A 14387-nucleotide genomic window follows, 5' to 3' on the forward strand; every position below is an offset into this window, starting at 1 on the left:
TTTCTTTATCTCTGGAAAGGTAGCATCATTGATGGTACAAGTTACTATACCTGCTATGTCTCCTCAAGGAGTTACGCCCCGGCCTGCTCCACCTCTGCATGAATTCCTTGCTGCTCATCAGCATTACTGCTGATTAAGCCTCTCCGCCCGATCAGAGTTACCGCCAGAATAGCCGCTCCGGAGGCCAGCAGAATAATGGAGCCCGGAATCCAGTCGAGGAGCACTCCGTAGAGCAGCATGCCCAGCGGAGCGATGGAACCGGCGATACCTTCAACCAGCCCGAATACCCGCCCGCGATACTCTTCTTCTATACTCTGCTGTAAGTACACTTGAATCGGAATATTGATGATCATAATGACGACACCGACCAGAATCAATAGCGGCAGGAAGAAAAAGAAGGTAACGGCAGCGGTGAAATGAAGCAGCAGCGGAAGCGCCATCGCAAGGAACAGCAGCCCCAGTGCGCTTAGACCTCCGATAATTGTATTTACCGGATTGTTGCTCTGGCGGAGAACGGTGAGGAGCAGGGACATCAGCAGCATGCCCGCTGCCAGCATGGCTTCAAGTATACCGTACTGCTTAGAAGACAGCCCCAGGGTCTGTACGGCCACAAAGGGCAGCACGACATTCAGCGCGACTACAAAGAAATTAATCCAGAACACGATAATTAGGAGGGAGCGGATAACGGGACGGCGGATTACATAGGAGAAGCCTGCTTTCAGATTCGTGCGGACCTCGGCAGCCACGTTGCCCAGGCGTTCGCGAAAGGGCGGATTTCCGGTTTCGGCAGCCCCATCTGCAAGGCCAGCTTCAGATAAGGCTTCTGGAACCGGTCTAAACTTCAGCATGCAGCCCATCACGGTCGAGAGGGTAAGCCCTGCCGCGTTCAGCAGCATGAATTCTTCAAGCGGGAGGAAGGCGTAGAGCATACCGGCAAGAATGGGAGCCAGCAGGTGGCCGACAGAACTGGCAATTTGATTCAGGGAGCCGGTACGTTGGATGGAATCACGGTCAACGAGCATCAACATGGAAGAGGAGGCGGAGATACTGTAGAAGGTAGCGCAGATGGACAGAAGGATCAGTGAGATATAAATCGGTAAGAGGGACATTCCCCCAATGGAGACGGCGGCAAAGGAAAGCAGCATAATCAAAACACTTGCAGCATCTGAGCCGATCAGCAGCTTGCGGCGGTTCACCATATCAGCCACCACGCCGGCGAAGGGCGACAGAATAATACTGGGCAGCATACCGCACAGCAACGTAACTGCAAAGCTGCTTCCTGAACCGGTGAGCTGCAGAATATACAGGCCGACAACAAAGGTGTACATACTGGAGCCGAGAACAGAAGCGAATTTTCCGCTGAAGAAAAGAATGATATTGCGGTTGGATGCTGCTGACACCGGTGTTGGTTCAGACATTACAAACACTCCTTTTTCCGAAAAAGTTAAATTATATTAAACTTATTGTAGCGGTTGAATCTGATTATCGCAATGAAAAGTTTAATTATATTTAACTTTTGTCTTGATGCGGCTTTTTCTCGCTTGAATATTAGGCTATACTGGAAGAAAAGCAACCAAAGAAAGTTGGCACAGCAGATGACGACTAAACTGACAATCGGCGATAAAGTCAAGCAGTTACGTAAAGCCAAGGGCCTTACGCAGACTGACCTGGCCGGGGAACATATGACCAAAAGCATGCTCAGCCAAATCGAGAACGGACGGGCTCTGCCTTCGATGAATACGCTGCAATTCCTTGCCGGGCGTCTGGGTACAGATGCCGGTTATTTCCTGGAGGGCGAACACGAAGCGGAGCTGGGTCCGCTGGTCCGTAAGATTGAGCAGCAGTACAAGGCGAAGCAGTATAAGGAGATTGTCACGGAAATCCAGCCGCTGATGAAGGATACGCTTCCGATGGCAGTGGATGCCGCACGGCTGATGGAGTTTTATGTGGGCTCCTGCTACCATACCGGAATAGAGGGCGGAGAAGAAGGAATCGAACGGGCTGTTGAAATCTATGAGCGTTTCGGTTTATTTGTAGAGCGTGCCAAGATTCAGTATTTGGCTTATGCTTTATTGTTCGCCAAAAGCAGATACCAGGATGGCCTGGAGCTGATTCGCCGTGTCCGTAAGGAATATGTGAACAATAAGGTAGGCAACGATTTTTTATTTGAAATCGATCTTTATTATGCGGAAAGTGTTACGTTGTCTGCACTGGCAGAGTACTCCGGCAGCCGGGAAGCTGCCTTGGCGGCACTTAAGCTGTCGCACGAAGAAGGGGTCTACTCATTGTCGGATCATCTGTACCGTCTACTCTCCCATCTGGCCCTGCTTCACAATGACCTTGAGCAGGCAGAGGCGTACCTAAGCAAGGCAAAGCTGTTCGCACAGTTCACGGAAGCTGCGGAGTCACTGGAGCTGGTGCATCTTGGCGAAATTAGACTGGCTCTTGCGAAGCGGAATTACGGGGAGGTGCTGATACTGGCGGAGCATTATCCGGCGAAAGACAGCCAGTTCATGCCTTTTGTCCATATGATGACGGGGACCGCTCTCTACCATCTGGAGAGGAATGAAGAGGCACTGGCGGACTTGTCCAAAGTAGTCTTGAACGACCAGGTCTATCATCCGCTTGACCGGGTCGACCTGCTCACTGCCTATGCCTACAAAGCGAAGATCTTCGCTATGCAAGGCCGGATGGAGGAAGCCCGCCACGAGGTGGAGTTTGCCTATGATCAGGTAAAGGATTATCCGCCTTCTGAATATGCGGAACTAATTAGACAGACTTACCACGAACTCCACGATCACCAAAACTAAACAATCACAAACAAAAACCAACCGTGCAGCTTCTCGCACGGTTGGTTCTGCATGTGAACTATTGGTTGAACTCTAAATCTTTAGAGAAAGGAAAAAGTACTATAGAGATTAACAAAAAGCGAAAAGGAGCGAAGGGGAAATTTGGAACTGTAGGAGCGATAGCGACCGCCTTTGTCCCCGGATATCAACCGCTAACAGCGGTGGAAATTGAAGATATCTGGGGACAACAGCGGCCGGAAGTCCAAATGTTCACCGCAGTAACGAATAAGCTTTAAGTCCATCTCTTAAATAGTACAGGCTCCATATCTTTAATCATTTGTGGCTCAAGCAATAACGAACACCCTATTTTGAGCTCCACAGCTCCACGCGGTCCTGCACGTATTTGGTGTAGCCTGCTTCCATCTTCTTAACACCGGCTTTCTCGAGGTCGGCCATGTAGTCATCCCAGATTTTATCGAATTCAGCCGGTTTGGCCAGAATAGCCTGCGGGATGCGTTTCCATGTAATATCCTTCATTTTATTGCCCAGAATGGAGACTTCATCCTCGCCGGGAATCGCAATGTTCCAGGCTGCCCCATATGCTTTTTCTTTAAATTCTTCTTCTTTTGGGAACAGATCTTTCCAGGTAGTTGCTTTGTAAGCGGCCAGCGTCTCATTCTCAACATCGCTGTAGCCGAGTACCAGCTGCTCAGGGAAATTCTTGGTGTAATAATTGCCGGTAGAATCCTTAGCTCCGTCACCGTAGTGGACCATCATATTCCAGTAGAAGCCGATGCCGGTCTCCTTGGTGAAGGCCGTGTTGTCATTGTTAATGCGGTCCTGCACTTCGGCAGGGACAACGCGCTTGCCGTTCTCAAGCACATAATGTTTGCCTTCAATGCCCCAGTTGTTGAGGATCTGTCCTTCATCGGAAGCCAGATAATCCAGGAACTTAATCGTCCGGACCGGATCAGGGTTAGTGGTCGAGATCGAGATCCCGTAGCCGCCCATGAAGCCTGTAGGCCAGAAGCTGGTTTCCTTATATTCACTGGTCAAGGTCACAGGATAATGGCCGTAGGTTTGATCAAATTTACCGGCAGTTTTCAAAGCCTGCTGTGCGTCATTGTAGTCCCAGTCCTGGTCAATCAGGCCAAGAACGCGTCCAGTTGCCACTTTGGCTTTGTATTGGTCGTATTTCTGAACGAAGCTTTCTTTGTCGAGTAGGCCAACATCATTCATGTGATTCAGCCAGCGGAAATATTCCTTCTCTTCCGGACGGCGGAAGTGGTAGATCGCTTCATGCGTCTCCTGATCGACATAATATTCCCCGTCATCGGAACCGCCGGTAGTTGCAACCGCTGGATTCGTTACGGAAATGTACATATGCCAGTCATCTGCATTCAGGGATACGCCGATATTCTTATTGCCGTTCTCGTCAGTCGGATGCTTCTCCAGGTAGGCCTTGATTACATTCTCATAATCCTGGACCGTCTTGATCTCCGGATATCCGGCTTCCTTCACTACCCGGTGCTGCAGCTCGAAGCCGCCGCCGGCTACGAATTTCTTCTCATCTACAGCTGCCCAGGTAGGAATCGAATAGATGGATTGGTCTTCATTTGTGTATTTCGCCCGGGCCAGATTGTCGCCGAGCACCCGTTTGATGTTGGGCGCATATTTATCAATCAGTTCAGTCAAGTCAATGACAGCACCGGCATCGACCAGCTTGCCGATATCTCCTTTGGCCGAGATGATGTCGGGATATTCCCCGCCGGCAGCAATCAGTGCGATCTTCTGCTGCGGATCGCCTACGGCGAACTCGGCATCGAGAGTGACACCTGTCTTCTCCGTAAGGACCATGCTGACTTCGTCCTTCATGTTATTCCAGTTCGGATTAGGATCTTCCGCGAAGAAGGAAAGTGTCAATGGACTCAAATCCTCGGCTTCTGCCGTAGCCTCAGCAGTGGCGGCCGCATTCCCGCTATTGGTAGCCTTGGCACCGGTATTCTCCGCTGTATTCTTGTTGTTGTTATTATTCCCGCTGCAGCCTGCCAGCACAGTAAGCAGTAAGGTCAAGATCATCAGCAGCACATACGGTTTCGCTGTCTTTCTTGTCATGAATAGAAACCCTCCCTTTATCTGGTGAGAATATATTGTATACACAGGCTTTGCCTGGCGATACCAGTGAACGAACTAGCTTTTGACCGAACCGAGCGTCATACCTTTGACGAAGTAGCGCTGCAGGAACGGATAAACAATTAGAATAGGTACGGTGACAACAATCGTGATTGCCATTTTGACCGATTCCGGGGAGATCTGGGCCATAACCTCAACCATATTCCGGCCACGGAAATTATCCGCATTGGTCGTGGTACTCTGGATGACCTTCATCAGCTCGAACTGAAGTGTCGTCAGCGCGTCATTTGAGCCGTTGTAGAGATAGGTATCAACCCACGCGTTCCATTGGCCGACGGCCAGGAATAAGGCGATGGTAGCGAGTGCAGGTTTGGTCAGCGGCAGAATTACCCGCCAGAAGATGGTGAAGTCATTGGCCCCGTCCAGCTTGGCAGATTCCTGCAGGGCGTATGGCAGGCCGTCAATGAAAGAGCGGATGATGAATACATTGAATGCGCTTACTAGACCGGGAAGGACGTAGACGCCGAAGGTGCCCATCATATGCAGATTCTTGATCAGAATGTAGAAAGGAATGAGTCCGCCCGAGACGTACATGGTCAGCGCCAGGAAGGTGGAGACGAATTTGCGGGCTTGAAAGTCTACCCGGCTCAGGGTAAAGGCCAGCATAGAGGCGCTGATCAGGCCGAGCAGGGTCCCGATGATGGTGCGCAGCACAGAGATTTTGAATCCGGTAATGAGACCGGAGAAGGCGAAGATCGTCTCATAGTTCTGGAAGGTGAACACCCGGGGGTAGACCGTAATACCGCCCTTGATGCTATCCGTGGAGTCATTGAATGAAATCGCCAGCACATTGAGAAAAGGGTACAGTGTAGCCACAGTCACCACCGTAATTGCAATATAGACAACCAAATCGAAGATGCGGTCCGACCAGGACGCGGCGGCCAGTTTTTTGATCAGCATAAGGGCCTCCTAAATGATGCTTTCCTTGGTTATTTTTTTGAAGATACCATTGGCCGTAAACAGCAGAATCACACTAACCACCGAGTTGAAAATATTAATAGCGGTCCCGAAGGAGAACCGTCCCATTCCGAGCCCGTAGTTCAGCGCATATAGATCCAGCGTCTGCGAGTAGTCGCGCACCAGATTGTTGCCGAGCAGGAATTGCTTCTCGAACCCAATGCTGATGAGATGGCCGATGGAAATGATCAGCAGAATGACGATCGTCGCCCGGATGCCCGGCAGTGTAATGTTCCGCACCTGCTGCAGCCGGCTTGCCCCGTCGACTCTGGCGGCTTCATACAGCTCTGGACCGATCCCTGAGATCGCGGCGAGATAGATGATTGTGTTCCAGCCCGTTTCCTTCCAGACATCAGACGCGGTCACGATTCCCCAGAACAGATTGCCTTTGGCCATGAACTGGACCGGTTCACTAATAATATGGAGACTCAGCAGCAGGTCATTGACTGCGCCGTTGTCGGTGGAGAGCATCTTGGTAATGATCCCGGCGGCAACCACCCAGGACACAAAGTGGGGCAGATAAGATACCGTCTGGACGAACCGTTTCAGCACCTGCAGTCTGACCTCATTCAGGAGAATGGCGAATAGGATAGGAATGATGAATCCGGCCAGCAGGCCCATGAGGCTCATCGCCAGAGTATTGCGCAGGGCATTGAAGAATTGTTCATCCTGGAAGAGCTCCCTGAAATACTGCAGGCCGACCCATTTCTGCTCCAAAAAAGATTTGCCCGGCTTATACTTCTGGAAGGCCATCATCCATCCCCATAACGGCAGATAGCTGAAGACAAAGGCCCACAGGACAAAGGGAACCGCCATCATATAGAGATATTTCTGCTGCCGGAATTTGGCCCAGAAGCGTGAAGCTGGTTTCTTGAGCTCCGGCTTCATTGCGGGAGTAATCGCTTTCATTTATGTCCCTCCTTCGATATGGCTTTATCATAATCTTCCGGGAAACGGGGAAACACCCGAAGATTTACGCGGAAAAACAGGGGGAAATCAGTCCTTTTCGTAAGCGCTTTCTGAAAAATCATCCTCCTGCAGTGAATCTTTCCGCCGGTAGACAGAGGGGGAGAGGCCTGTGATTTTTTTGAACTTCTCACGGAAATAATCCACATCGCTGAACCCGACTTCGCTAGCGGCCTGATGGATTTTGCAGCCCTGGTCCAGCAGTTCTTTGGCTCTCCCGATGCGAACATTGTCCAGATAGCTGTTGAAGGAGCTGCCCGTACTGTTCTTGAACAGCTTGCCGAGGTACGCACTGCTGTAAGAGAACACATCAGCCAGGGTTTCCAGCTTCAGATTCTCGTCATAATGCCGGTGAATGAGGTCCAGCATCCGCTTCATTAAGACATTCATCTCATCACGGATAATTCCGCCAGCATATTGCTCCAGCAGATCCGTGATATAGCGCTGCAATTGGGGAAGCGAGGTATGCCTGTAGATTTGCTGGATTTGCCCGTCCACCCGGCTCTGCGCCTGGACCAGCTCCTTGAATTCCAGGGAGAGCTTGTTGAAAAGGCCCGTAACCGTCCGGACGTAATAGGATTTCACAGCCATCTCCGATAAGCTTGCGGCAGTCATGATATCCCAGGCTTCCTGGATCAGGGAAGGAATCACTGTGAGGTTCCCGGTATCCATGGCAAAATACAGCCGATCCATCACAGGTGCGAGGCTGCTCTCCGCATCCGGGAGGTTAACGGGAAGTCCCGATTTCATCTTCAGCGAGTCTGGACCGATCATCCCCGGCTCATCATAGAAGAAATGATCCTTCATCCGGGCCAGCGCCGATTGATGGGAGACGGAGAGTTCATCCAGGCTGTCCACCATGTCTCCGGCGGTAATAATACATTCCAGTCCCTCGGCGGCGGATGCTTCGCGGATATTCTGCACGATTAATTTGCGGACCAGCTCCTTTTGGTAAGAGGGCTGCAGCAGCACGCCCAGATAAGAATCCAGCGAGAAGACGATGCCCCAGCTGTTGTTCTCAAAGCTTGCCGTAAGTCTGGCCTTGACGGCGGTGGAAGGTCCGTTATCCGCATGATCCTGGAGCAGCAGCCGGATCAGGACTACCTGATAGGAATCCCAGAGCAGGCCGGATTCCAGTACCGGGTCCATCATTACGGGCGCTGCTGGGTGCAATCGGCTCTTCATCAGCAGGGACTGGACGAGCATCTCCCGGCTCCATACCTTGACGGCGGCATGATTCCTGCGGTCTATAGTCCGTGCATTCAGCACGTCAGACAGGCTGGTCAGATACTGCTGCAGTTCATCTTCATCGACAGGCTTAAGCAGATAATTATCGATGCCGTAAGACAGCGCACGCTTGGCGTAGCTGAAGTCGGCATAGCCGCTCAGGATGATAATATGCATATCCGCCTCTTCCTCCCGCAGCTCCCGGATCAGCTCCAGTCCGTCCTTCCCGGGCATGCGGATATCGATAATCATCAGATCCGGGGTATACAGCTCATATTTATGCCGGGCTTCAACCGCGTTGGCCGCGGTATCCACCACCTGGTAGCCAAGGCTCTCCCAGTCCAGCAGGGTGACAAGTCCTTCACGGATAGACAATTCATCATCAACAATTAATACACTATACATAGGAATCACTCCTTAGGGGGATGTCGAAGCTGATCTGCGTGCCGTATCCGCTCTGACTGGCCAGGTTCAGGCCGCATTCCGGGCCATAGGTCAGCTGAAGACGCAGGTGGATATTGCGCATTCCGATATTATTGGTGTCATAATCATCCTTGTTGTCCAGCATCTGCCGGATTTCAGCGATCCGGTCAGCTGAGATCCCTACTCCGTTATCCGATACCTCCACCTTGAGCAGGGCATTCTCGACCCTGATGTCTACTCTGACCATTCCGCCGTCCATCCGGTTTTCCAGTCCGTGTATGACACAGTTCTCTACCAGCGGCTGAATAATCAGCGGCGGTATCTGCACTGCATTCGCTGCCGGATCAACATACAGCTCATAGGCGAGCCGGTCATTATAGCGGAACTTCTGGATGATCAGATAGGAGCTTACGGTCTCCAGCTCACTTTGCAGCGCTATTCTTCCATTACCGACCTCCAGATTCTTGCGCATCATCTTACCGAGCAGCCTTACCACCTGGGAGATGTCGGTCTGGCCCCGGGAGTGGGCTTTCATCCGGATCGATTCCAGGGCATTGAACAGGAAATGAGGGTTGATCTGGCTGGCCATCATCTTGAATTTAATCTCATTCTGCTTCAGCAGGGTGGCGTTCTTCTGGCGGTTCGATTCCTGCACCTCGCTCATCAGATCGTTAATATTCCTTACCATATGGTTGAACTGCCTTGCCAGCTGGCCGATCTCATCCTTGCCGTCTATCACCAGCCTCGCCTCCAGATTCCCGGACGCGACCTTGGAGATATGCTTGCTTAAGTGCAGCATGCGTCCGGTGAGCAGCCGTGAGAAGTAGTAGATCAGGATAATTGCTAGAATCAGAGCTGAGATAATGACCATAGACGCCAGTGAGATAATCCGGTTGGGCTCACCCACAATGCTCTCTACCGAGAAGATGGAGATAATCCGCAGGCTGTTCAAGCTGCCCCCGGGATGCCAGTCATCGAGCAGCATTTTGGAGGGCATGCCGCCAATCATTACATCGGCCGGTCCTTGTCCGGCAAGGGGAGACAGCGGTTTGAAGTCGATGTCCTCCAGCGTCTTGCCCAGCGAATCTGCACGGTTCGAGGCAACAATGTTGTCGTTCTCATCAACGATAATGGTCTCGAAGGTCTCCTGATCCAGAATGGCGTTGAGCCTCTCCGTATTCACATTCACAATCAGCACGCCGGTCGTCCGCTGCTTCAGGAAATCGATCTTGCGGATCAGGCTGAGATAATACTGGCCGTTACGGTTGTCACGGATATAATTCCAGCAGACCAGCCCTTTCTGGGCAAGGGCGGTCTGATACCAGGACTCCTGCGTTACTGCAGCATCTGCCTGGAGGAATTCCCAGTTGTCCAGCACCGTCGGGTTGTCAATATACAGCCGGATGCTCGAGATTTCTTTGTATAGCCTAACGAATTCCCGGAAGTCCGGATAATCCCGGTAAGCCTGCACCACATCATAGACCGATTCATAACGGTGGTTGGCAGCCTCCTCCAGCCGGCTGTCATTGGACAGCCGGTAGGCGATATCGAGCGGGACATTCAGCATCTCGCCGGTTCTTTTTTTGACCCGGTCTACATTGGCTGTAATCTGCTCCAGTGCGTTATCCAGAGCCATATTCTGCAGTTCACTTGTCAGGAACACCCCCACAATCAGCACCGGAATCAGGACAACACAACCAAAGGATAGAAAGAGCTTGGTCCTGAGCTTCAGATTGTTCATCAGGGTGATGATACGGGTATACACGAATACAATCCCCTCCGTCAGTCCTTTATTGTTGACGCTTACATAAGAGTATATCTGCAAACTGCAAAGCAATATATGTAATTTATTTTTCCACGAAATAAGGTCATCTGAGTCCGGATAGCTCTGCGGGAGGACGTGTTCGTTTACACTCAGCCGGTAAATCTACTCCTCACACACATAAGCTTGTTGATGGAGCTTAACTTCCACTTGTTTTCTGACGTATCGTTTCGTTTATTCATAGGCATTAGCTTTGATTCAAATTTTGACGCCGATAAACCGATTCAGGAGAACTTTAGGCAGCAGCTAGAAGCTTTGGGGGGGCTGGCACGAAATTTCCTTCATTCTCAGCCAAGTTTGGCTATCTGGGATTTGCAGACAGACTTGCTGCTAATCAGCCGGACCTACCATGAAATTATGAACCGCAACCGCAAAATGATTATGATCAGCGTGAAGGAAGCGGATAATCTACCGGGGTTCAGGGAAAGAACATTGAAGCATCCCAGACAATTTATAAATATTTTGACGAATTATTTCACGGTGATGGCCGGCAAGGGGAAGCTGACCGATATCAATCCGGAGATTCAGGCTTATTCCTTCATCTCGATGAATTACGGGGTATTCGCCAACAACCTGGATATTGGTACAATCTCACTTGAGGCATTCATTAAGGAGAGTGTGCAGACCTTCACCAGGGGTGCCTATAAAGGTTTTCATCAGCGGAGCCGGAAGAGGTTAGAGAGCGGCTGGCCCAGCTGGAGCTGGTTTGGATGGATCACGGTTTTCATGCAGTAATGATTAAACATGCCGGGGATTTGCAGGCACTAGGGTCGATGACCTTTAAGGCGCAGTTTCAAGTGTTAATAGAACAGCTTCAGCCTGCATTTCATTTTCGCTTTGTGCGGTTTTTTGACCGGAATACGCAGGCTGTTATCCTGACGGAAGGGATGCATGCTGCTCGGATAGTAACAAGGCTGCTGATGCAGGCAGATTCTCACCTGAATATCTCCGTAAGCGGGCTGAATTATGGGATGGAGAAGCTGTACTCTGCTTATGAGGAGGCGGCTGTTTCTTTGAAGCATACTTTCATGCTGCCCGCACCCGGTATCGTAACATTCGAAGAGGTTTGCCTTAAGGATAACGCCTATCAGGTGCCGGCTGATACAATCAAAAGGGTTGCAAATATGCTGGGTTCAGGGCGGGAGAAGGAGCTGCTGGGCCTGCTGCGTGAAATATTGGACGCTGCGGATATCAGCCCGAAGAATATCGGGTATCTTGAGGGAATTAGCAGAGCCTTGAACGAACTTGTATTTGATCAAACCTTTCAATCGTATGGTAAAGAAGAATCAACGGAAATACTCCAACAGTACAGCAAGGTTAGCGATTTATATCAGTTCAGCTGTTTCCAAGACTATTCCTGTGAAGTAGAGAGCCTGTTCCTGCTGCTGGATGGCAACCTCCAAACCCTGAAATCCGTGCAGATCGATAATAAAGAAATGAAGAAGGCGATCCAATACATTCACGAGAACTATGCGCAGAATATTAATATGACCATTATTTCTAATCTAGTGTCCTTTAACTATTCTTATTTTAGCCAGGTCTTCCGGGAATACACGGGAGAGAATTTTGTGAACTATTTGAAGAAAGTCCGGATCGGTAAGGCCAAGCAGCTGCTCCAAACAACAGATGATATGATTTACGAGATCGCCAAGAAATCCGGGTTTGAGAACACGAAGAACTTCAACCGGGTGTTTAAAGAAAGTGAAGGTGTGAGTCCGGTAGAATACCGTAATCAGCAAAAAGTACTGTCTGCGTCAATAGATCAATAGCCGAAGTGTTTACCATCCCTTACTCTTTCATCTCAATGGTTATCTCTTAAATTTATGGAAGATTAATCCGATAAAGAAGGAATCTGCATAACAATAATGGATATATATTGACAAGGAAGCAGGGATGATATTGTCTTCCAGGAAGCTTATATTTAATGAGAATGAAGTCCAGCGCCTGCAGACCAGAATAGGCCAGGTAAGCCAGGACACTAACCGGCTGTATTTGCAGCTGAAGGGCCAGTCCAGCGGCTGGGGCGGAATTCCCCTGGGAGACCACCTCGTGAAGTCCCAGGTCATGATCAATGAATTAACCGTAGAAGCAGAGAAATTGGAGGATATTATCCGGACCGCCCTGAAGGGGGTTGCAGGACTCCAGGAGGAGAATAAACGGCAGGCCGACAAGCTCACGCAGCAGTTTAGTCTTCTCGCGGGTGTATTCGGAAGCTTTGGGACACAAGGTCCTGCCGGGCGGGTTTCCATTCCAGCCTTTGTGCAGAAGAGTGTATCGCATCTGATCACTTCGGTTACCGTCCTGCTGGGAAAGGATGAGCTGAATAACGATCCGGCAGTGCAGAAGCTGCGGAATATCATCCAAACGTCCGGGCTTTTGACCGTAGAGGGTATTGCGGCCGTAAGCAAGCTGAAGGATATCTTCGCGGCGCGGGATGGGATCGCGAAGGCGCAGATGGCCTTCAAGGTCTATGAAGCGTTCGGGAACAAGACGCAGATGGAGGCTGTCCATGCGCAGGCCGAGGAAGCACGCCGGAAGCTGGTTTCGCTGGGTGTAGCCAAGGTCCAATATGAACCAGGGAAGGATCTAAGCGGCTATTTCAAGCAGCCGGCTGTCAAAGCCTGCGATTATGATCCGTCGATCACGGCGGAGAGTGTACCGCTCATACATAACGAAGAATATCTCCTGCTGCTGCGGCTGGCGATGGAGAAGAGTGCCGCTGGGAACTATGCGCGAAGCCAGCTGGAAGTGAAGCGGGAGGAGATCAGGATCGCTGAGGCTGTGAGGCAGGTCCAGGAGCAGATCGAAGCTGCAAGACGGCTGAACGGTCCGCCGCTGGAACTGCCGGATGGCACTCCGATTACCGCTAGCAACAAACGAAATGAGACGACCTTTAACTATTATATGGAGCGGATTTCTGATCCCAAAGTAACCAATCAGGTGCTGGCCTATGAAATGTGGCTGGAAGACACGTACGGTATGACGGAATGGCGGAAAAAAGTCGTACAAGCGGACGCGGTAGTAAGGGCTTTTGGGGAAGGCTTGATCACAGAGGTCGTCATGGGTGTGGCGGATACGGCTACATTTGCCTTCAAGCTTGTGGTCCACCCGGTCAAAACAACAACGGAAATGAAGAATCAAGCGGTGTATATCATGGAGCATCCGGAAGTACTGGTGGAAGCGGCCAAGATGGCTTATCATAATTTTGACGAAGGAACCCCGGAAGAGAAGGCAGCGATGCTGGGCTCGGTAGCGTCCATACTGGTTCCGGGACTGCAGGTCACCAAAATTGGCAAAGCTGGGAAAGTGTTCAGCGGGGTGGAAGACGTCGTCAGCCAGGCGGCGAAGGATGCCCTGAAAGGAATCAAGTCGAAGCTCCCGGAGCTGGGTCCAGTCTTACAGACACCGGAGGGGTTTGCCTTCAAGGCAGGGGAAATACCCGATACCCCAGCGTTGCCGAAGACGCCGGTGCAGCAGCAATATATTGATGCGATGGATGAAATGGGTGGCAACGGCGGTAGGGTTGAGGGGCCGGGTGAAGTACCTGAAAAGACTTTTGCTGATAATCCTTTTGATGATACAGGGAAACTAATACCTAATGCGAAGTATAAGGCCGGTGAGCACCAATATAATTATGAAACAGATCAGTTGGGTAGAATTGAAAAGTTTAGTACGGATGAGCTAAAATTAACGGCAAGAGATGAAAGATTACCGCATGATGCAAATACACCAGGCAAAGTAACTGGAGACCATGCAGGTCATTTGGCAGGAGACAGATTTGGAGGGTCACCAGAGATTGATAACCTTGTATCTCAGTCAAGTAATGTGAATTTGAGTAAGTATAAAAAAATTGAAAATCAGTGGGCGGCAGCAATAAAGGAAGGAAAGCAAGTAAAAGTAAATGTTGAAGTGAAATATGAGGGAGATAACTTACGACCATCTAAGTTTATTATAGATTACGAGATAGATGGAGAATTTTTTTCTAAGGATTTATTGAATTGAAAGGATGA

10 protein-coding genes are annotated in these 14387 nt (G+C 50.5%); 4 read left to right on the forward strand and 6 right to left on the reverse strand.

Annotated features, from left to right (window positions below; all coding sequences use genetic code 11):
• Positions 1-71: 71 nt before the first annotated feature.
• Positions 72-1418: an MFS transporter gene (locus MKZ24_RS14870; protein WP_340784135.1), complete on the reverse strand. Its 1347-nt coding sequence runs from the start codon at positions 1416-1418 to the stop codon at positions 72-74.
• A 177-nt stretch (positions 1419-1595) separates the two neighbouring features.
• On the opposite strand from MKZ24_RS14870, the gene MKZ24_RS14875 reads away from it, so the two are divergent.
• Positions 1596-2810: a helix-turn-helix domain-containing protein gene (locus tag MKZ24_RS14875; protein WP_340784136.1), complete on the forward strand. Its 1215-nt coding sequence runs from the start codon at positions 1596-1598 to the stop codon at positions 2808-2810.
• Between the two features lie 342 nt (positions 2811-3152).
• Here the strand turns inward: MKZ24_RS14875 and MKZ24_RS14880 are convergent, their stop codons facing one another.
• From MKZ24_RS14880 to MKZ24_RS14900, 5 genes are all read right to left on the reverse strand, one after another.
• Positions 3153-4904, reverse strand: a complete 1752-nt coding sequence (locus MKZ24_RS14880) for an ABC transporter substrate-binding protein (RefSeq protein ID WP_340784138.1) — start codon at positions 4902-4904, stop codon at positions 3153-3155.
• 75 nt (positions 4905-4979) lie between these two features.
• Positions 4980-5882 (reverse strand): carbohydrate ABC transporter permease, encoded by a 903-nt coding sequence (locus MKZ24_RS14885; RefSeq protein WP_340784139.1) that lies wholly within the window; start codon positions 5880-5882, stop codon positions 4980-4982.
• Between the two features lie 9 nt (positions 5883-5891).
• Entirely contained in the window at positions 5892-6848 is a 957-nt protein-coding gene (locus tag MKZ24_RS14890) for an ABC transporter permease (RefSeq protein ID WP_340784141.1), read from the reverse strand.
• 87 nt (positions 6849-6935) lie between these two features.
• Entirely contained in the window at positions 6936-8537 is a 1602-nt protein-coding gene (locus MKZ24_RS14895) for a response regulator transcription factor (protein WP_340784143.1), read from the reverse strand.
• On the reverse strand, positions 8530-10320 hold the full coding sequence (locus tag MKZ24_RS14900; protein WP_340784145.1) for a cache domain-containing sensor histidine kinase: 1791 nt from the start codon (positions 10318-10320) through the stop codon (positions 8530-8532). Before MKZ24_RS14900 ends, MKZ24_RS14895 begins: the two co-directional genes overlap by 8 nt.
• A 369-nt stretch (positions 10321-10689) precedes the next feature.
• Here MKZ24_RS14900 and MKZ24_RS14905 point away from each other — a divergent pair, with 369 nt between their 5' ends.
• The 3 genes from MKZ24_RS14905 (at position 10690) to MKZ24_RS14915 (ending at position 14379) form a co-directional block, all read left to right on the forward strand.
• Positions 10690-11112 carry a hypothetical protein gene (locus MKZ24_RS14905; protein WP_340784148.1) on the forward strand — a complete coding sequence of 141 codons (423 nt, stop codon included), beginning with the start codon at positions 10690-10692 and terminating at the stop codon, positions 11110-11112.
• Positions 11088-12146, forward strand: a complete 1059-nt coding sequence (locus MKZ24_RS14910) for a helix-turn-helix transcriptional regulator (RefSeq protein WP_340784149.1) — start codon at positions 11088-11090, stop codon at positions 12144-12146. The genes MKZ24_RS14905 and MKZ24_RS14910 overlap by 25 nt, the downstream gene beginning before the upstream one ends.
• Positions 12147-12276: 130 nt before the next feature.
• Entirely contained in the window at positions 12277-14379 is a 2103-nt protein-coding gene (locus MKZ24_RS14915; RefSeq protein ID WP_340784152.1) for a DNA/RNA non-specific endonuclease, read from the forward strand.
• Positions 14380-14387: the final 8 nt, after the last annotated feature.

This window comes from Paenibacillus sp. FSL R7-0297 (assembly GCF_038009025.1).
GTDB lineage: Bacteria > Bacillota > Bacilli > Paenibacillales > Paenibacillaceae > Paenibacillus_AQ.